Origin of the sequence: Amycolatopsis oliviviridis (assembly GCF_014654365.1) — a bacterium.
Taxonomy (GTDB): domain Bacteria; phylum Actinomycetota; class Actinomycetes; order Mycobacteriales; family Pseudonocardiaceae; genus Amycolatopsis; species Amycolatopsis oliviviridis.
In genome coordinates this window covers 1,076,463-1,096,089 of the sequence record NZ_BNAY01000001.1, presented here as the reverse complement: position 1 = coordinate 1,096,089, position 19,627 = coordinate 1,076,463, and the positions used below count along the sequence as shown (strand labels likewise).

The 19,627-nt window shown below is 68.7% G+C and carries 12 protein-coding genes; 3 read left to right on the top strand and 9 right to left on the bottom strand.

The features are described from left to right. Window positions 1–9 precede the first annotated feature (9 nt). The 8 genes from IE302_RS04660 to IE302_RS04625 are packed head-to-tail and all read right to left on the bottom strand — an operon-like array spanning window position 10 to window position 11,434. A complete protein-coding gene (locus IE302_RS04660; protein WP_191252035.1) occupies window positions 10–1,035 on the bottom strand; it encodes a C45 family autoproteolytic acyltransferase/hydrolase in 1,026 nt (341 codons plus the stop codon). Then, on the bottom strand, window positions 1,032–1,649 hold the full coding sequence (locus tag IE302_RS04655; protein WP_191252034.1) for a GNAT family N-acetyltransferase: 618 nt from the start codon (window positions 1,647–1,649) through the stop codon (window positions 1,032–1,034). Before IE302_RS04655 ends, IE302_RS04660 begins: the two co-directional genes overlap by 4 nt. Beyond that, complete coding sequence (locus tag IE302_RS04650; protein ID WP_191252032.1) at window positions 1,646–1,912, bottom strand: phosphopantetheine-binding protein; 267 nt, start codon at window positions 1,910–1,912, stop codon at window positions 1,646–1,648. Before IE302_RS04650 ends, IE302_RS04655 begins: the two co-directional genes overlap by 4 nt. Next, window positions 1,902–3,449: an AMP-binding protein gene (locus IE302_RS04645; RefSeq protein ID WP_191252030.1), complete on the bottom strand. Its 1,548-nt coding sequence runs from the start codon at window positions 3,447–3,449 to the stop codon at window positions 1,902–1,904. The genes IE302_RS04650 and IE302_RS04645 overlap by 11 nt, the downstream gene beginning before the upstream one ends. Continuing rightward, window positions 3,449–6,742, bottom strand: a complete 3,294-nt coding sequence (locus IE302_RS04640; protein WP_191252028.1) for a non-ribosomal peptide synthetase — start codon at window positions 6,740–6,742, stop codon at window positions 3,449–3,451. Before IE302_RS04640 ends, IE302_RS04645 begins: the two co-directional genes overlap by 1 nt. After that, window positions 6,739–9,012, bottom strand: a complete 2,274-nt coding sequence (locus IE302_RS04635) for a class I tRNA ligase family protein (protein ID WP_191252025.1) — start codon at window positions 9,010–9,012, stop codon at window positions 6,739–6,741. The genes IE302_RS04640 and IE302_RS04635 overlap by 4 nt, the downstream gene beginning before the upstream one ends. Before the next feature lie 2 nt (window positions 9,013–9,014). Next, complete coding sequence (locus IE302_RS04630; RefSeq protein ID WP_229907596.1) at window positions 9,015–10,109, bottom strand: NAD(P)/FAD-dependent oxidoreductase; 1,095 nt, start codon at window positions 10,107–10,109, stop codon at window positions 9,015–9,017. Beyond that, the gene (locus IE302_RS04625) at window positions 10,106–11,434 is read right to left on the bottom strand and encodes a lysine N(6)-hydroxylase/L-ornithine N(5)-oxygenase family protein (RefSeq protein ID WP_268246728.1); all 1,329 of its coding nucleotides are present in this window, start codon (window positions 11,432–11,434) and stop codon (window positions 10,106–10,108) included. Before IE302_RS04625 ends, IE302_RS04630 begins: the two co-directional genes overlap by 4 nt. Window positions 11,435–12,090: 656 nt before the next feature. On the opposite strand from IE302_RS04625, the gene IE302_RS04620 reads away from it, so the two are divergent. From IE302_RS04620 to IE302_RS04610, 3 genes are all read left to right on the top strand, one after another. After that, window positions 12,091–14,241, top strand: coding sequence for a hypothetical protein (locus IE302_RS04620; protein WP_191252023.1), 2,151 nt, complete (start codon window positions 12,091–12,093; stop codon window positions 14,239–14,241). A gap of 95 nt (window positions 14,242–14,336) precedes the next feature. Beyond that, window positions 14,337–15,236 carry a DMT family transporter gene (locus tag IE302_RS04615; RefSeq protein ID WP_229907594.1) on the top strand — a complete coding sequence of 300 codons (900 nt, stop codon included), beginning with the start codon at window positions 14,337–14,339 and terminating at the stop codon, window positions 15,234–15,236. Beyond that, window positions 15,176–16,243 carry a Glu/Leu/Phe/Val dehydrogenase family protein gene (locus IE302_RS04610; protein WP_268246727.1) on the top strand — a complete coding sequence of 356 codons (1,068 nt, stop codon included), beginning with the start codon at window positions 15,176–15,178 and terminating at the stop codon, window positions 16,241–16,243. Before IE302_RS04615 ends, IE302_RS04610 begins: the two co-directional genes overlap by 61 nt. 59 nt (window positions 16,244–16,302) lie before the next feature. On the opposite strand, the gene IE302_RS04605 is transcribed toward IE302_RS04610, so the two are convergent. Beyond that, on the bottom strand, window positions 16,303–19,296 hold the full coding sequence (locus IE302_RS04605) for an amino acid adenylation domain-containing protein (protein WP_191252017.1): 2,994 nt from the start codon (window positions 19,294–19,296) through the stop codon (window positions 16,303–16,305). Window positions 19,297–19,627 lie beyond the last annotated feature (331 nt).

Genomic DNA, 19,627 nt, shown 5'->3' with positions numbered 1-19,627 from the left:
CCTCTCGGGTCACAGCGCGAAGGATTCGGTCGACGAGGCGGCCGGGTCGCCGGGGCGCACATGCAGCTCCCCGCGCTCCGGGCGGAGTACCACCGCGGCGACGGTCCGGTCGCGGCGGATGTCACCGTCGCCCGCGACGCGCACGGGATCGCGGGACAGCAACGCGAAATGGTCCTCTGTGGACGCTCGTTCCGGCAGCGCGGCGAGCCGCTCGACGCAGGCGTCGAGCCGTCGGACGGAGAAGTTGCGCGCGAAGATGGTCAGCTCGTCCCGTGGGGCGAGGTCCGGATGCAGGAAATGGTTGGTGTGGGCCACTTCCGCGCCTTCGCTCACCCGGAGGTCGTCGTCGGCTATCTCCACCCACGCGGCCGTTTCCTTGTCGCACAGGGTCAGCGACCGTGAGCTGGCGAGCCGCAGGGCACGCACCGCGTCAAGGGCTTCGGTGACGCTGTCGCAGGTGTCGAGCAGATGCCGGATCGCGAGGTAGGGCGACGGCCCGTGCCGCCATTTGCCCGCCAGTACCAGATTCAGCCCGACTGCGAGCCCGGCGCTGTTGACGCCGAGGTAGCCGAGCAGGCCGCCGAAACTGAGCACCAGCGACCGGCGCGGTCCAGCCCGGACGTCGAGCACCGCGATGTGGTCGTCGAGATCGCCGTTGAGGTCGACCGTCTGCGCGAGCACCGGCTCGGATCCCGTCCGGGCGTAGGTGGTGCAGTCGCCCATCGTCGGCAGTTTCCGGTAGCCGAGCACCTCGCGGCGCATCTGCAGCAGCACCGCTTCGTCGTGGGAGATGCCGGCACCGTCAGCCAGGCCGCGGATCTCCTCTGCCAGGTCCGGGAGCTGAGCGTCGATCGCGCGGGCGTACTCGGTGAGGTCCGGGCGTAACGCGTCGAGGTCCACGGGGTCGGGTGAGAGCGCGTTGAGCCGGGCGAAGCGGTCGCTGAGGAAGGCCCGCAGTTCCTTTCTCAGCGCCTCGCCGTGGGCGCGGCCACGGGTGCGGGGGTCACCGTGGGCGCGGACCAAAGGGACGGTCACGAGCCTCGCTCCTTGCCCTTCTTCCCCGCCAGCAGGGTGGCCGACACCTCGGGCCACTCGGCGCGAAGGACGCTGTAGTAGACGGCGTCGCGGCGCCGGTTGCCCGGCATGGGGTTGAAGCTGCGCAGGATGCCCTCCTCGACCGCGCCGATGTTGCGCAGCCCCTGGCGGGCCTGTTCGTTCAGCGCGTCGGTCTTGAACTCGACCCGCTCGGCGCCCAGCCGTTCGAAGGCTTCGCGCAGCATGAGGTATTTGGCCCAGTGGTTGACGCCCTTGCCGTGGAACTTCGTCCCCAGCCAGGACCAGCCGATCTCGAGCCGTCCGGCGTCCTGGTTGATGCTGCAGAAGCTCATGCTGCCCGCGATGAGCCCGGACGCCCGGTCGGTGATCACGTACACGACCCGGTCGCCGTTGGCCTGGTCGGCGACGGCGGCGTCGAAGAAGGCGTCGAACTGTTCGTCGGTTTCGATGAGCTGGACGAAGTAACGCCAGATCGCCGGGTCCAGCGCCTGCGTGCGCAGCGGTTCGCGATCGGTCTGGGCGATCGGCCGCAGCAGCACGTGCTCGTCGGACAGTTCGATACGGGCGGCGTCCGCCCAGCGCGGCCCGGTCATTCGGCCACCGCCCCGGCGAGCGCGTCGGTGACGTCGCGGAGAGTCTTCATGGCGGCCACGTCCGGCTCGGTGAACGTCTCCAGCGCGACCCCGGTGTCGTCGCAGGCGGACATCAGGAACATCACCTTCTGCATCGAGGTCAGCCCGTAGCCGTCGGCGAGATCGCGGTCCGGTTCGAAGTCGGCGGGGTCGACCGGTTTGCTCAGTACACGGGACAGGTTGTCCCGCACCGCGTCGTCGATGGTGGACAGGTCAGCAGACATGCACGCTCCCTTGGTCGTCGTGGATCTCGTCGTGGTAGCGGTCGGCGATACGCGACCGCAGTGGTTTGAACTGCGAGGTGAGCAGTCCGTTGGCGGAGCTGAACGGTTCGTCGGCGACGACCACCTTGCGGATCTGCTCGTCGGCACCGAACGCCGCGTTGGTGCGGGCGAGCTGTTCGGTGATGGCCGCTTCGTCGGCGGGCAGTGAAGCCGGGGACACCACCGCCACCAAGTAGCTCTGGGCGGGGCAGAACAGGACGCATTCGGCGATGGCGGGACTGGTGCGCATGTGGTCTTCGACCGGGCGCACCACCACCTTCCGGCCGTTCTCGAGCACGATCACGTCGTCGGCCCGCCCCTTGATGTAGAGGAAGCCGTCGTCGTCCAGTTCCCCCAGATCGCCGGTGCGAACCAGGCCGGGCTCGGGAAACACCCGTTCGGACGCGCCGGGTGGTGCGAACTCGTACCGGTCGCACACCGGGAACCGGCTGCGGACGCTCACGACGCCGTCGTCGCCGATCAGGACTTCTTTGTGTGGGAGCACCTTTCCGACACTCCCCTGGCGATGCGCGCCGGGATGGTTCTTGGTCACGACGCAGGTCTCGTTGAGCCCGTATCCCTCGTAGATGGGCAGTCCCGCGTCGGTGAAGAATCGCAGGACGTCTTCGGACGCGGGCGCGGAGCCGGTCCACAGGTAGCGGACGCGGTCACCGAACACCCGGCGGGCACCGTGGGCCAGTGCCTCCGACGGCGGGGTCTCCGGGCCCGTCCTGGCCACTTGGCGCTCGATGAAGGCCTTGGCGGTGGCGAAGAACCCCGGCACCCCCATCACCACGGTGGGCGCGACCCGCCGCAGCGTGGGGAAAGCGGCCTCATAGGTGCTCAACGTGACGTCATGCCCGTGGCGGAACGCCGAGTAGACCCAGTACCGCTGCTGCAGGACCGCCAGCGGAAGGAAGACGAACAGATCGTCGTCGGCGCCGTGCCGGAAGATCTCCTGCACGGCGGCGATCCCGGCGTCGATGCTGCCGACCGACGCGGTCATGCCCTTGGGCTCGCCGGTGCTGCCCGACGTCAGCTTCAGGGTCGTGACGTCCTCCGGCCCGTAGCGCACCGGTTCGGGCGCGACAGCGTCCCGGTCCGCAGCCAGTGCCCGGACGTCCGCCAGCGGATGGACCCGGTCGCCGTCCCCGTCTGCGAAGAGCACCGTCAGGCCGTACCGGACGGCCAGCACGGGATCGGCGTCGAACTTCGCCGGGTCGAACCCCACGGTCACCGCGCCGACGCGCAGGGCGGCGAGGTCCAGCAGTACCCACTCCAGGCAATTGGGCGCGAGCACCCCGACCCGGTCGCCGCGCCGGACACCGAGGTCGGCGAGGGCGCGGGCGACCCTGCCCGCCATCTCATAGACCTCGCGCAGGTCGAACTCCTCGGTCTTGTCGAGCCTCGCGACCCGCAACCGGTGACCGGGTTCGGGCGGGGCCGCGATGATGGCGTTCAGCAGCCCGTCCGGGGTCCTGGTTTCGAGGGTGGTCATCAACGGACTCCCTTCTTCCTCGGAGCGGCGGCGATCATCGCGGCCATGCGGCGCACGGTGTCCAGCTCGGGCAACCGATCCAAGGTGAAGCCGACACCGAACCGTTTACGGACACCGGCGAGGATCCGGGCCGCGACCAGCGAGTCACCGCCGAGGTCGAACAGGGTCGCGGTGGCGGCGGGCACGCCGGACTTGAGCACGTCCGCCCACAGGAGCGCGACCTCGTGCTCCAGTTCGGTGTCCGGTGGCACCTGGGCGGCGGCCGCCTGGCCGGGCTGGTGTTCCTGCAGCTTCGCGCGGTCGACCTTTCCGTTGCGGGTCAAGGGAAACGCGTCATGCCAATAGACCCCGGAAGGCACCATGTACTGCGGCAGCACCTCGCGCAGCCGCGCACCGAGGTCGTGGACGGTGGGCCGCTCGTCCCCGGCGGGCACGAGATGCGCGACAAGGCGGTCTCCCCGCCCGGTGGACTCGCGGGCCACCACGGCTCGGCGGACCTCGTCCAAGGCGACCAGCCGGGTCTCGACCTCGCCCGCCTCGATGCGGTAGCCGTTGACCTTGATCTGGAAGTCCGTGCGGCCGAGGATCTCGATCTCGCCGGTGGGCAGCCAGCGGCCCAGGTCACCGGTGCGGTAGATCCGTTCGCCGCGGACGGGGTCGTCGGCGAACCGCTCGGCGGTCCGCTGGTCGTCGTTCCAGTAGCCGCGCGCCAGGCCGGTGCCCGCCGCGCAGATCTCGCCGGTGACCCAGTCCGGCAGGTCACGGCCCGCCGCGTCGAGCACGTAGGCCCGGTTGTTGGCGTTGGGCCTGCCATAGGGGATCGACTCCGAGCCGTCCTCATGGGTGCCGACCGGATGCGAGATGTTCCAGATGGTCGTCTCGGTCGGCCCGCCGAGCGAGATCACGTCCACGCCGGGGCACACCGCCCGCAGAGCGGCCGGGAGCGCCGGGGGCAGCCGGTCGCCGCTCATCATGACCAGCCGCAGCGTCTTCAGCGCCTCGGCGCCGTCAGCCTCGGCTTGTTCGAGCAGCAGCCCGACGATGGCGGGAACCGAGTTCCACACGGTCACGCCCGTCCGGCCGCACAACCGCAGCCAGTGCCCCGGATCGGCCGACTGATCGGCGTCCGGCAGCACGACGGCCGCCCCTGCCGACAGCGCACCGAACACGTCGTAGACCGACAAGTCGAACGAGAACATGCTGATGCCGAAGAACCGGTCACCGGGCTCGACGCCGAACCGGCTGTTGCAGTCGGCGACGACGTTGGCGACCGCGCCGTGGGTGACCATGACGCCCTTGGGCCTGCCGGTGGTGCCAGAGGTGTAGAGCACGTAGGCCAGATCGTCCGGATGGGCGTCAGGCAGGGGCTCGACGGGCGGCACCGACTCGGCGGGACGGGTGAGATCCAGGTCCAGCACGGCGCGCTCGTCATCGGTGTGGCCGACGTTGGTGAGGACGAACCTTGTGCCGCCGTCGGCGAGCATGAGCGCACGTCGTTCCCCGGGCAGCCCGGCGTCGACCGGCAGGTACGCCCCGCCGGCGAGCACGACGGCAAGGATCCCGGCGACGTGCTCGGGCCCGCGGGTCATCACCAGCCCGACCGGCTCGTCACGACGTACTCCGCGATCCCGCAGCCAGCGCGCCGCTCGCTGGACGTGGGAGAGCAGCTCGCGATAGCTGATCTCGGCTGTTCCGGTGATCACCGCAGGGGCGTCCGGAGTGGACTCGGCCCACGCGAGGAAGCGTTGCGGTAGAACAGGGTCGGGGATCTCGGTCGCGGTCTCGTTGACTTCCGCGCGGCGGGCGCGCTGGTCGTCCGGGCGCAGGTCGAAGATCCGGCGCGACCAGGCGCCGGGGTCGAGCAGTTCACCGAGCATTCGCCGGCACCCGTCGACGACGGCGTCGACCAGCCCTTCAGGGAACAGGTCGTCGACACTGTCGAACTGCACCACGAGCCCGCCGTGCTGCTCGTAGGGTGACACGTCCAGCCACACCTGCGGGGTCTGGCTCTCGGTGTACACCTCCGGGCCGAACAGTTCCATCGCCGAACCGTCGGCGCCGTCGTAGCCGATGGCGCTGTTGAAGGTGTAGGGCATCCTGGCGTCCGCGCCGCCGTTCCTGGCCAGCTCACGCAGGACGTCGATGCCGGAGAAGTGCCGGTTGTCCAGCGATTCGCGCAGCGAGGCCTGGATCGCGCGGGCCCGGTCCGCGAATCCCGCGCCGGGGTCCGGTGCCACCCGCACCAGCATGGTCTCGCCGAAGTTCCCCAGCGCGGTGTGGATCCGTGGGTGGATCGGCGGCCGGTTGGCCACGGTGGTGTTGAGCGTGAACCGATCACCCGCGCCCCAGCAGGTCAGCACTTCGCTGTAGACGGCCAGCAGCAATCCGGACGGTGTCAGCCCGTATCCGGCGGCCAGCTCCCTGAGCGAAGTCCATTGTGGACTGTCAAGGCGGACGAACCGCGTGGTGAACCGGGCTTCGGTGATCGAAGACGGGCTGGTACGCAGCGGCAGATCCGGATGCGGTGCGAGGTCGTCCAGGCGTGCCAGCCAGTATTCCCGGGACCGCTTGGCAGGTGCGCGGCCGCGGGCTCGTTCCTGTGCGGAGACGAAGTCGGCGAACGCCGCTTCCTCCCCCGCCTCCGCCGGCTCACCCAGGTACTCGGAGTGCCACTGCTGGAAGAACAGGAAGATGCTGATCGCGTCGAGGATCAGGCCGTCGTGGTCGACGTGCAGCAGCATCTCCTCGTCGGAGAGCCGGGTGACCGCGACGGCCAGCAACGGCGCCTCGTCGGCGGGCAGGCTCCGGTGGGCCCGCTCGGCGCGCACCGCTTCCCGGTGCTCGTCCTGCTCGTCGGTGGGTTTGCCGCGCAGGTCGTATCGGAGTATCCGGACGGGCGCGGAACGCTGCTCGATCTGGGTCCCGTCCTCGGTGAATCGGGTGCGCAGGATGCCGTGTCGCGCCACCACCGTGTTCAGCGCGCGTTCCAGCCGGTCGATGTCCCAGCAGCCGGAGATCTCATGGTAGACGTGGCTGGCGGAGCCGATTTCCACCTGCCGGTCGCGGCCGATCAGGTAGCCGCGTTGCAACGCCGTCAGGGGTGTGCCGGGCGGGGCGTCCAGGTACCCGACGAGTTCGGCCTTGTGCGCCTTGACCTTCGCGACCAGATCGGCGTCCATCCGGTCCCGCGGGCCCTGCAGTTTCAGGTCGGTTCCCGAGAGGCTCACGGTGAGCCCCCGCGAGCGCAGTTCCCGTACCACCTGGGCAGGGGTTTCCCGTTCGGTCGTCGTCATCGGCCCACCTCCGCGTGCTTGCGCACCACGTCTCCGGGCAGGTCCTTCACGAGGGTGTCGGCGAGCCCGGCGACGTCGCCGCCGTTGAGCAGCGTCTCCAGGGGTATGTCGGCGTCCAGCCGGTCGGTCAACTGGTACTGCAGCGCGACGGCCTGCATGGACTGCATGCCCAGCTCGGTCAGGGAAAGATGCGCGACCGGCTCGTCGGCGGGCAGCCTGAGCACCTCGCGGACCACGCCCGACAGCCAGGGCAGCAACGGCGACTCCGCGGCGCTCTCGGGTTTCGCGCCGAAGAAGACACGACCGGCGAGGGTGACGGCTGTTCCCGCGGGCACCAGGTCGACGGTCTGCGGCCAGGTGCGGTCCGCGGGCAGTCCCAGTGCGTCCGCCAGAACGCTCGCGAACCGCGGCATGACCGGCGTGCCGCAGGTGGCCAGCAGCCGGGCGGCGGCCAGTTCCAGAGCGAGGGCGGTGCGCGCCTCGTCGGCCCAGTCCCCGATCTGCGCGGCGGCCGATTCCGTGGCCGCGAACGCGCGGGTGTCCTCGACCAGGCCCAGCAGTTCGGCGGCGGCGGAGTTCAGGGAGAACCCGTCGGCGCCCAGTGACCGGGTCAGTGCGGCCAGCCGCTCGGTGAGCCGGGCCAGGAACGCGGTGTGCTCCGGGGTCCAGACTCCGGCGTCGGGAACCTTGCCGCCGTGATCGCGGCCGATTCGCTCCCCCAGGTCCGCGAGCCAGCCCTGCCATCGGGTTTCGAGCGTGTCCCGGGTGAACGCGTCGAACTCGTCGGGGTCGAAGTTGGTGCGCCTGCCCTCCGGGCGGGTCAGCGCCAGGTAGAGCCGGTAGGCGTCGGCGCTCTCCGGGCCGAGCACGTCACGTCCCCAGACCGCGTGGCGGCGGCTGGTGGAGAACTTGCTTTCCTGAAGCAGGTAGAACTCGTTGATGTGGTAGTCGATGTCGGGTGCCCAGTCGGGATGCGCGGCCCGGTAGAGCGCCGGTATGACGATCGGGTGGAAGAAGCTCCCGTCGGCGCCGAGGAAGTGCACGATCTTCCAGTCCGCGTCCGGCTCGTCGGCACGCCATTGTTCACCGGAGCGCGCTCCGAGCGCGCCGACACCGTGCAAGATGCTGTAGGCGTAGTCGATCCACGACCAGATCACCTGTCCATCCACTTCGGACTCGGCGGGGGTCAGGCCCCAGTCGGCGGGATGGGTCAGCGGGACTTCGACCGGGCCGCGCGACAGGACCCGTGCGGCCAGTTCCTTCACCGACGACGGCACCCGGCCCTTGCGGTGGTGATCGCGGACGTGATCGGCCAGTTCGTGCAGGGACAGCTGATAGCGGCGCACGGTGCCGCGCCGGGGTGCGGCACCGGATTCCGCCGAGACCGGGTCCACCAGGTCGGCGACCGAGTTGGGTTCCTTGCAGCCCTCGCAGATGTTGCCGCCGGTGGTCTCCCCACACGACGGGCACTTGCCGCTGACGCCGGATTCGAAGAGGTACCTTCCCGATTCCGGGTCGAACAGCGCGTCGGCCTCGACCAGCCGGACGGGATCGGACGCGATCAGTGTGCCGAAGAAGCCACGCAGGCCGTCCGGGTAGGTGTCGTCGGCACTGGTCGCGGTGAATTGGTGGACCTCGATGTCCATGGCCGCGAGGGTCTCGCGGATCCGCCCGCTGTAGTGCGCCGCGGTGTCCGGAGCGGAGCGCCCTTCCTTGGCCCCGGCGGCCTCGACGTAGTTCTGGTAGTCGTCGCTGCCACAGAGGTGCCAGGCCCGCACCCCGTTCATCCGCTGGAACCGGGTGTAGGCGTCCGCGGCGAAGAACGGCCCGGCCAGATGTCCCAGATGCAGGTCGCCGTTGGGGGTGGGCGCGGACGAGAACACGAAGACCGGGCGCTCCCTGAAGCGGCGGCGCACCGATCGCCCGGCGGCGGCGGTCGCACGGGCGGTGTCACGCCAGAAGAACGACGCCAGCACGAGATCGGTTTCGCCGGTGTTGGTGACGTAGTGGGTTTCGAACGGGTCGAAGCGCACGACGGCCCCGGCCTCGATCCGGTGTTCGGCACCGTCGACGACGAGGTCGCCTCCGCCCGCGACCAGCACCCACACCTCGGTCTCGTCGTGCTGATGGGTCAGCGACCGCACTCCGGGGGCCACCCTGCCCCAGGACGCGCCCACGCCCAGGTCACCGGCGGCGCCCGGATCCAGTGCGGCGACGTCGATGCCGAACGCGCGGCTCAGCCCTTCGCCGGTGAACGTACTGATGTCCACGATCAACTTCCTCCCGATTCGAGCAGGTCGGCGGCACGTGCGGCGATGGCGGGCGCGAGCCGGTAGCCGGAACCGTTCGCCGCGCCGGCGAACACGATCCGCCCGTTGCCGAGTGCACGTACCAAGGGTTCGCCGGTGCCGCTGTAGGCATCGCAGAAGACCCGGCCGGAGAGGCGGTCCACCGCCATACCCGGGGCGTGACGCCGCAGGATCTCCCGTGCGTCGTCCAGGTGCCGCCCGGTCAGCCCGGGCGACGGCGTGTCCGGATCGACGTCCCATTCCGCACAGGTGTAGCTGAACAACCAGTGCCCGCGGCCGGGCAACGGCAACAGGAAGGCGTCCTCGCGTTCGAAGATCACCGCCGCGTCGGCCGGACCCGGCCGCCCGCCCACGTGCAGCGCGACGATTCTCTTCACCCTGGCCGCCAAGGGATCGACCAGGGATCGCCACGCGGGAGCTCCCAGCCACGGGCCGGGTGCGAGCACGACCCGGCCCGCGGTCAGTTCCTCACCGGTGCCCAGCCGCAGCCCTACCCCGTCCGCGTCCTCGGACACCGCCTCGACCCGGACTGCCTCGCGGACCTCGATCTCGGTGCGCAGGTCGGCGACCACGGCACGGGTCACGGCGGCCACGTCGGCGTACTGGGCGCCCTGGACGGACCAGGCGACCGATCCCGCCGGCGGGCGCACCCCGTCCGGCAGGTCCTCGGCCGCGGTGAGGCCGGCTTCGGGCAGGTAGTCCGAGCGCAGGCGCGGCTCGTCGTCGGTGGTGCCCACCACGCGCATGGCCACGGGGCGGATGGGCAGATCGGGGCGGCGGCGGACCAGCTCGGTGTAGTACCGCTGGCTGAAGCGAGCCATCTCGCGCACCGCCGGGGTGGCACCACGCGGGGTGTGCAACCCCGCCGACCGCAGCGAGGCGCCCCCGCCGACCAGATCACGGTCGATCAGCAGGACCGAGGCGTCCGGTCTCCGGCGGGCGACCTCGCGGGCGGTGAGGCAGCCGATGATGCCGCCGCCGAGCACGGCGATGTCCGCCCTGGCCGGCGCGCTCCGCGTCCGGACGCCGGAGATCCCGGCAGTTGCCGCCGCTCTCACGCCCGGTCCAGCAGTTCGGTGGTGTGTTTTCCCGCCCAGTCGATGAACGGTTCCAGTTGTTCGTTGGAGTGCACCCCGAGCAGCCGGTCCATGATCCGCTGGCTGCGCCAGGCGACCAGGCTCAGGTTCGGGTCGGCCAGGCCGCGTTGGTCGCGGACCCCGTTCTGCAGGAACACGGAGCGGTCGCGAGGGCCGTCCCAGCGGATCGCGAAGTCCTTGTCCACGTTGTATTCCTCGCCTTCGCGGGCGAGCTTCTCCTCCAACGGCGACAGGAAGTCCGCCGTCGCGGGGCGATAGCCGGTGGCCCAGACGACGAAGTCTGACTCGACGTGCTCGATCAGGCCGGGGTCGTCGTTTCCCTCGACGGTCAGATCCCACGCGTCGTGGTCGGCTCTCACTCCGGTGACGGTCCGGTTGGGCAAGAGCGCGAAGAGGTCGTCGGCGCCGTCGACGAAGCGTCGGGCGTAGCAACGCTGGTAGATCTCCCGCAGGGTCGACTCGGAAATCCCGTCGCTGGTCAGCACGTTCTGCGCGTTGAGCGCCACCCGGGCGGGCCGGTCGAGGTCGAAGAAGTAGTCGGAATAACTGGGGACGAAGTACTCGTTCGTGAACGGCGTGTCGTCGATCGGGAAATAGTTGTGCCGACGCGAAATCCAGATGACGCGGCGCGGAAGTCGTTCGATCGGGCGGGAAATCAGGTCGAGGAAGACTTCCGCGCCGGACTGCCCGCCACCGACCACAGCGACCCGCTTCCCCGCGAAGTCCCGATCGCGCGAAACGAAATCGCTCACGTGGAACTGCGAGCCGCCCAGCTTTCCGCGAGCCGGTTCGGGCACCCACGGCCGGGTGCCGATCCCCACCACGACATTATCCGCCGAGGCCGTCCGTTTGCTGGTGCGCACGACGAAAGACGTCCCGTCGAAATCGACCTCACGGACTTCCTCACCGAAGCGGACATTCGTGTTGGTCTTGCTCGCCCATTCGAGGTAGTTGCGGAACTCCTGTCGTGGCACAGCGTCGAACTGGGCGTTGATGAAGTGGTAAATCCTGCCCTGATCGTGCAGATAGGACAGAAAGGAGAACCGGTTGGTCGGCTCGGACAACGTGACCAGGTCTTTCAGCAACGACACCTGCAGTGTCGCACCCGGTATCTGCTGTCCGTCGTGCCAGCCGAACCGTTCCTCCCTGTCGAGGAAGAGGTTGGTGATCTCGTTCCTGTCGTGCAACAGGGACGCCAAGCTCAGATTGGCAGGCCCCACGCCGACTCCGAGACACCTGTAGTGGGCGGTCTCGTGCCGTCGCTGACGCGGCAACGGAGCGGTCACCACTCGCCTCTCCCCTCGTAGGCCTTAGTCGGCTGCCGCCTTGCGGTCGGCTCGTTCTTCTCGCACATCGGGATCCCTTCCCGTACCTCCGCCACCTGTCACGGCCGTGCATGCCCCAGGACGAATCACCCGACGGACGATCGATGCCCACCAGTGCGATTAATCAGGACTTCAACTTGAGGACACGCCGAATTCGCGCTGTGTCCGAAATCCGGCTGAATACGCTCACTTGAGCGACGTTCCCCAGGACCTGCTGCCGCGATTAATCCATCGAGAACCAGGGTCGAACACCATCAACACGAGGCGCGCACATCCATTTCGGCGCCTTCTCCGGTGTCCCCATCGACGCTAGCACGCGATTCACCGACACCGCACGCCGAACAGTGATTTTCCGTTATTGCACAACGGAAAACCTGCGGAAATGCCCGTTCGATGCACCGTCCGCCGCCATCCACGCCGCCACATGGCCGACGATTACCGCGCCCGTTCCGCCTACATTCCGTCCTTTATGGACGAAATAGCGAAACGACTCACCGGCATTCGTCGTACGCCGAACGCGTGAAGATACTTTCCCGGGTTGTCAGTTCCTCGCGACCTGACAAGCTGGATCAGTGAGGAAACCGGAGGAGAGTATCGATAGCTTGACAGAAACTCGGATGACGACAATCACGGGACTATCACCGTCCGACCGGGCGAAAGCGCTCGACCAGGCGATCCAGGCCGCGGGAAGCATCACCTCCGACATCACGGTGATCACGGCCGGCCATCTCCCCGACACGTTTCCGCAGACCGCCGCGGCGGCGCTGAACGTCGTGGAACGCCCCGCCGATCCCCTGGCCGAGGCGCTGCGCACGCGGCTGCGGCAGGGCAGCCCGCTGCTCGTCGTCCGAGGTGGCAGGCGCAGCAACGCGGACGTCGCCGGAACGATCGCCGACCTTCTCCGCCAATGCCCGGGCTTGACCGTGCTCGCCGAGGCGCCGGCCCCGCTCGGTGTGCCCGGAGAGCAGGTCGTCGCGCTGCCCTCGGCACCCGGCCCTTTCGACGAGGAGCAGGTCACGCGGGTGGCGAGGTTCTCCCTTCACAGCCGTACTTTCGACACCCGGATGGCCGCGGTGCTCGCCGGAACCACCCCGGAAGACGCCGAGGCCCTCCTGACCAGGCTCACAGCGGAAGGCCTGATCCAGCGAGACGACGACGGCTGGCGTCTCCCGCCGGATGTCATGGAACTTCTCCCCCGACCGGAGAGCGACGCCCTGGAGCGGCGCCTCGACTGGGCTTCCCAGGAAGCCGCCGAGCTCCGCGCTCTCGTCGAAACCGGTGGCGCCTGGCGTGATCGCTTCGACTTCGTCGCCGATGACCTCCGGGCCACGGTGCGCGACCGGACCGGGCCGGACGCGGACGTCCGTCAGCACGACATCGCCCGCACGCTGGCCGGACTTCTGTACGCGCGGCAACTGCTCGCCGAAGCACGCACCACCTTCGAGCTCGCGGCGACGCTGGCGCCCGACGACCGCGCCGCGGCCCGTGACCTGCGCTCGGCCGCCGACGTCGCCATGGCCGAGCACCGGGGCGAGCCGGCGTTCGCGCTGCTCCAGCAGGCCGCGGAACGCGCGGAGTGGGGCGGGGACCATGCGGGGGCGGCGATCGCACTCGCGTACGCGGTCTGCGTCGGGAACCGGTTTCCCGCCACGTTCACCGAATTGGTCCCGCATGAACGACTGGTCGAGCTGATGCGCGAGGCCGAACGAGTCGCACCGGAGGGTGATCCCATCGCGGAGGCCTATCTCGCGGCCGCGCGGGCCTGGAACGCCACCGGCGAAAAGACCACACCCGACCTGGACCTGACCGCGATCGCGCTGGACGCCGCACGCGCCACCGATCAGCCGGTGCTGATCTCGGCCGCGCTGGACGCGGTGGCCAGTGCGGACGTCACCGCCGGCCGCTTCGCCCGCGCGCACCATTCGTGTGGGGAACGGCTGTCACTTCTGGAAAGGCTTCCCCGGCACGAGCCGAATATCGGCGTCGAGATCGTGGACACGCTGCACGTGGTGCCGCTGGTCGCGCTCGCGGCAGGGAGGCTGCCGGAGGCGGTACTCGCGGCGGAGGCATCCTGGAAGGACCCCTTTCGCGGCCTTTACATGCGGGCAGGCAAGCTCGTCGTCCCGCTGCTCCTCAGCGGTCACCTCGACAGAGCTCTGGAATACGCGGAGATCTCCTGGGACGCCTGGCAGCGCCTCGGCAGGCCACCCGCACGCTGGATGGCCCCCGCCGCCCTGGCCGCGGGTATGGCGCACGCCCTTCGCGGGAATGTCCCCGAGTACGACGCTTGGGCCGCGCGGGCGCTGACGTTGTCGGAACCCGGTGTGCACAGCGGGCTCAGGGAGAGTTTCGAGGCCTTCGTCCTCCCCCGGGTCGCCCTGCACCAGGGCGATGTCGAATTCGCGCTGTCCACGTCGCTGACACCGAAGGGCGGTTGGTACGACAGCACTCACCAGTTCTACGACGCCTATGCCTGGGCCGTGGCCGCGGAGAGCGCGATCGTCGCGGGCGATCCCCGGGCCGGGGAATGGCTGGCAGCCGCGGAACCCGCCGCGGCGGAGAACCTCTGGGCGGCGGCCTGTCTCGCCCGCGCTCGCGGCAGAATGCACGACGACCGCGCGGCCCTGGAGGAAGCCGTCACCGGTTGGCGGGCGATCGGCGCCCGTTTCGAACTGGCCTGCACCCTCAGCCTGCTCCCGGACCGGCGGGACGAGGCCGCCTCACGGCTGGCCGCGCTGGGCTGCCGACTCCCCGTCTCACCGTTATGATCGAAAGCCGGGCCGCGAGCGCGGCCGGAGCCAGGTCGCCGGAGCGCGACGAGAAGCGACGGCCCCGGAAGGGCACGAGGGGACCGAAGCCGGACGTGGCCAGTACACGCCAGGAAACCGACTATCGAGCGCTCGCCGCGGCAGGCATCACGATCGTTCTGTGGGCATCGGCGTTCGTGGTGATCCGGGATGCCGGGGAACACATCTCCGCGGGAGCGCTCGCCTTGGGCAGGCTCGCGACCGGCGCGCTCGTACTGGGCGCCTTTCTGCTGGTACGCAAGCAAGGCATCCCACCCAAAGCGGCATGGCCGGGCATTCTGGTCTCGGGGGTGGCGTGGTTCGGCGTGTACATGGTCGCGCTCAACGCCGGTGAACAACGCATCGACGCGGGTACCGCCTCACTCGTGATCAACCTGGGCCCGATCCTGATGGCCGCGCTGGGAGGCTGGCTACTCAAAGAGGGTTTCCCGGCGCAGCTGATGGTGGGCTTGGCCTTGGGCTTCGCCGGCGCGGTCCTGGTCGGTTTCGCGTCCTCCGACAGAGGAAGCGCCAGCCTGATCGGTGTATCGCTGTGCGGCCTCGCCGCGGCGGGCAGCGCGATCGGAGTGATCGCCCAGAAGCCGGCACTGCGGCACGCGACGGCCTTGCAGGTGACGACGTTCGGAAACGCGATCGGGGCGCTGGTGTGCCTGCCCTTCGCCGGATCGCTGATACGGGAGGTGGCGGCGGCTCCCTCGAGCGCCTTGCTGGAGATCGTGTATCTGGGCGCGTTCCCGACCGCTCTGGCCTTCTCCACATGGGCCTACGCGCTCTCCCGGACAACGGCCGGGAAACTGGGCGCCACGACCTACCTGGTCCCGGTGCTGGTGGTCCTCGTGAGCTGGGTCGTGCTCGACGAGATCCCCGCAGCACTGTCGTTCGCCGGTGGCGCACTGTGCCTGATCGGCGTGGCCGTGTCCCGACGCAGACCGCGAGAAAAGGTGGAGGAAACGTGACTGTGGAAGAGGTTTCCGTCGACGGCTTCGAACGAGTCGTCGTCGACCGGGACCCGACGGGCGAAGCGCGCTCGATCGTCGCGGTGCACGACACCCGTCTCGGCCCCGCTCTCGGCGGCGTACGGATGCGCCCATACCCGAACGAGAGCGATGCCGTCTCGGAATGCCTCGCCCTGGCTCGCGCGATGACCGTGAAAGCCGCCGCGGCGGGGCTGGACCTCGGAGGCGGCTGGAGCATCATTCCCGCGGACACTTCCGACAAGACGCCGGAGAGGCTGCTGTCCCACGGCCGGGCGATCGCCACGTTCGATGGCCGGTTCATCCCGGTGAACGACGTGGGCACCGATCAAGCCGACCTGCGCGAGATCGGCAAGGTGACATCGCCGGTATGCGCGCAGGACGACCCGTCACCCTGGACCGCGCTGGGCGTCGCCGCCGGCATCAAGGCCTGCGCCCGGTTTTCCGGCCGCACCGACCTGAAAGGCGCACGAATCGGAGTGCAAGGTGCCGGGCATGTGGGCAGCGCGCTGGTACGACTGCTCGTCCGGGAAGGCGCGAATGTCACGGTGAGCGACGTGGACGAGGAACGCGCAGTCTCGCTCGCCGCCGAGACCGGTGCGACGGCGGTCGACCCTGACATCCTGCCCACGAGCGAGCTGGATGTTCTGGCGCCTTGCGCACTGGGCGGAGTGGTCACACCGGACGTGGTGCCCGCACTGCGTTGCCGGATCATCGCCGGCGGTGCCAACAACGTTCTGGCCGCCCCGGAACTCGCGTACGAACTACGAGAACGGCACATCATCTACGCACCGGATTTCTGTGTGAACGCAGGCGGCGTGATCTTCCTTCAGTCCCAGCTTCGGGGCCACAGTGAGGAAACGGCCCGAGACCAGGTTCGGGGAGTCGGCACGACGATCTCCGAACTGCTCGCGCGCGCGGAAACCGACAGAGTCTCGACGAACCAGGCAGCGAACGATCTCGCTCAAGCCCGGCTCGACAGCGCCTGATCGCTTACAGGGTTTGTGAAGTCGATGGTTGTCGTCTGGAAAGCTGTCGATCATGCCGATCAGACGGTGGACGCGCTACGGCTGGTTTCCCTGTGCCGCTGTAAATGGTCGAGGTAGCGGTTGAGGAGTTCGGGGGTGAATCGGGGTTCGCGGACGCCTGTCGGGGCAAGGTGGCGACGCAGGTTGCCGGTGTCCCAGCGGTAGGTGTTCTGGTAGAGCTCGACGGTGGATTGCCCCTCGTGCATGTCGTCGGTGAACAGGCTGCGCAGCGGATACAGCGGAGCTGCGGGGTTCTGTTCCCACAGCGCCACCCATTCTTTGAACGGCAGCGCGGTGAAGTCCTGGCCGCAATGGCGAGTGAGCAGGTCGAAGAACTCGGTGAGGGTGATGGTCCGTTCGGGTGAGGGGACGAGGTTGAAGTGCTGTCCCAGGGCCTGCGGGCGGCGAGACACCGCGGCGATGGCCTGGGCCATGTAGTCGACGGTGGTCAGGCCCTCACGCAGTTCCCGCAAGTCGGGAATGGCACGCAGAGCGGTACAGGTCTGCACGAGCCGCCCCCACCACTGGTAGTCCGCGCACGCCCCGGTGCGGCTGTGACAGGTGGCGTAGCCCAGCCGGAAGGTCATCAGCGGCAGCCCTTGTCCGGCTGCGAGGTCCGCGATCTTCTCCATGACCCATTTGCTGCGCACGTAGCCGATGTCGGTGCTGACGGCGGGCAGGTTCTGGTCGATGTCGTCGTCCTCGCGCATCCAGGTCTTGCCGGTGAACAGGTGACCCCAGCTGAACACGGAGATGGTCGACAGCAGGATCAGCGGTTTCGTCTTGCCCTCGGCCGCGAACGCGATCACTTGCCGCAGTCCGTCCACGTTGTCGCGTTTCATGAAGGAGTACGGCTGGATGAAGTTGACGGCGCTGGCGGAGTGGTAGACGAGGTCGACCTGTTCGGCGAGGCGCCGATAGTCCGCGCCGTCGATTCCCAGTTCCCGTTCCGGCAGATCCGCGGGGTAGACCGAGACGCGGCCGAAGTCGAGTTCGAGCCGATGGCGACCGGCGAGCCGGCGGAGCCGGTCGGTCGCGAGCGCGGTGCCGGCACCGCGGATCGGAAGGTGCAGGTGTGCCTGGGTGGTGGCGAGCAGTTCGTCCAGCAAGTGAATACCGACGAAGCCGGTGGCCCCGGTGAGCAGGATGTGCCGTGGCCTGGTCAGCGCGTCCGGCTCCGGCTCCCCGGATACCGTGAACCCGGCCGGGAGTGTGATGTCACGCCGCAGCTCACGGACCGGCTCACCGTCGGTGACGGGGCCGCGTCGGTTGGCACGCCGATCGAGTTCGGTGGCCAGCATCCGGATACTCGGGAACTCGTACACGTCGCGGATGTGGGTCTTCGCACCGACACGCGCGCCGATCTTCTGGACTGCCGAGGCCGCCAGCATCGAATCCCCGCCAACCTCGAGGAAGGCGTCATCGGGGCCGAAGTGCCGGTGACCGAGGATTTCCTCCCACACGACCGCGATGGCCCGCTCGGCCTCGTTGCCGAATCCGTTCCGGTTCGCATGAGCCGGCTGTGTGATCGCCGCGTGTTCACGCAGCGCGATGCGATCGATCTTGCCGGTGGCGGCGGCGGGGAGCTCCGTGACGACACGGTAGACCGCGGGCACCATGAAGTCGGGCAGTTCGCGCCGGAGAGCGACGCGTACGTCCGCGACAAGCTCGTCCTCCCGCACCTCCGGGTCGTCGGCCACGAGGAACGCGACCAGCCGCTGATCCGCGCTCGCCGTACTGGCCGCGACGACCGCCGCCGAACGCACCTCCGGGAGTTTCAGCAGCGCCGCTTCCACATCCCCTGGTTCCACCCGGTAGCCACGGATCTTGACCTGCTCATCACGGCGGCCGAGGAACTGCAGCGTGCCATCGTCCAGCCATCGAGCCAGGTCTCCGGTGCGGTACAGCCGCCGCTTGAGCCGACTACTGCGCACGAAGCGCCGTGCGGTGAGCTTGGGACTGTTCAAATATCCCCTCGCCAGACCACCGCCCGCCAGGCACAACTCACCCACGTCGCCCTTCGGCACCTCGCCCAGAGCCTCGTCGAGAACGAACGCTTCGGTGTCGGCGACAGGGTGCCCGATCGAAGGCTGGGTGTGCTCGTGTTGCTTCGGCAGGACCCGGCAGGTCGCGTAGATCGTCGCCTCCGTCGGGCCGTAGTAGTCCACGACCGTGTAGGGCAGGTCGGCGGTCGCCACCGGATGAAGCTTCTCCCCCGCGCAGAACAAATAGCGCAACCGCAAGGAATCCGGTTGCGCGCTACCCGCAAGCCGCGGGACCAACGCGGTCGGCGCGTAGGCGTGAGTGAGAGCCCGTTCGGCATAGAAGTCCAGCAAGGCCTCAGGATCCGCGCGAACCTCGTCGTCGACGACGCGCATCGTCGCCCCAGACGCCAGAGCGGACCAGATCTCCCACTGTGAAACGTCAAAACCCACTCCGGCCATCAACGTACTGCGGCAGCCCGGTCCCATCGTGAACCGCGCGTTGTGCCAGCCGATCAACCGGGCGAGCGAATTGTGTTCGACGACAACGCCTTTCGGCTCTCCGGTAGTCCCCGAGGTGAACACCACATAGACGGCATCGCTGCCAGTTGTCACGGCTGCCTCAGCCGATGCTCCGTCACCCTGGCTGACGACGTCCGCGGTGCTGACGGCGTCATCGGCAGGCACATCGACGATGTCGCTCGACGTGGCCGCCAGTACCACCTTGGGCCGGCACTGATCGATCATGCTCGAACGGCGCCTGGCGGGGAATCGAGCGTCAACAGGGGCATACGCTGCACCGCTTTTAGCGACGCCCACCGTCGCGGTGACCAGATCGACAGACCGCTCCGCCAAGACCGGCACCACATCGCCCGTTCCCACACCCCGGCTCGCCAGCCACCCCGCGACCCTGTCGCTGGACTCCGCGAGCTCACGATAACTCAAGGACCGATGCCGATCGATGACCGCCGCCTTGTCCGGGACTTCAGTCACAGCCCGTTCCAAGCCGTCAAGAACAAGATCGTCGCGCATCGAACATCCTCCTCGAATTGTCGTATCCGTGCGAGATCAGAACCTTCGAGAATAGGATTCCCGCATCCGAACATCACCTAACGCGGCCGATTCGGTGAATATCGATTCCATGGCAACATTCAGTAACCGCCGGGGCGGCAGGACCACGACCAAAGCGCGCACCAAGTGCCGCAAGACAAGACAAACCAGCATGGCTGGCAAAGCGTCGAAATGTCCGGAGCGACTCGGTGGAGCGCAATTCTAAAATGGCCAGATGACGGGCGTCGACAATGGACGGCTCGCGATCGACATACGACGGTCAGCACCATCGCGTACGAGCCCACCCCGGCCG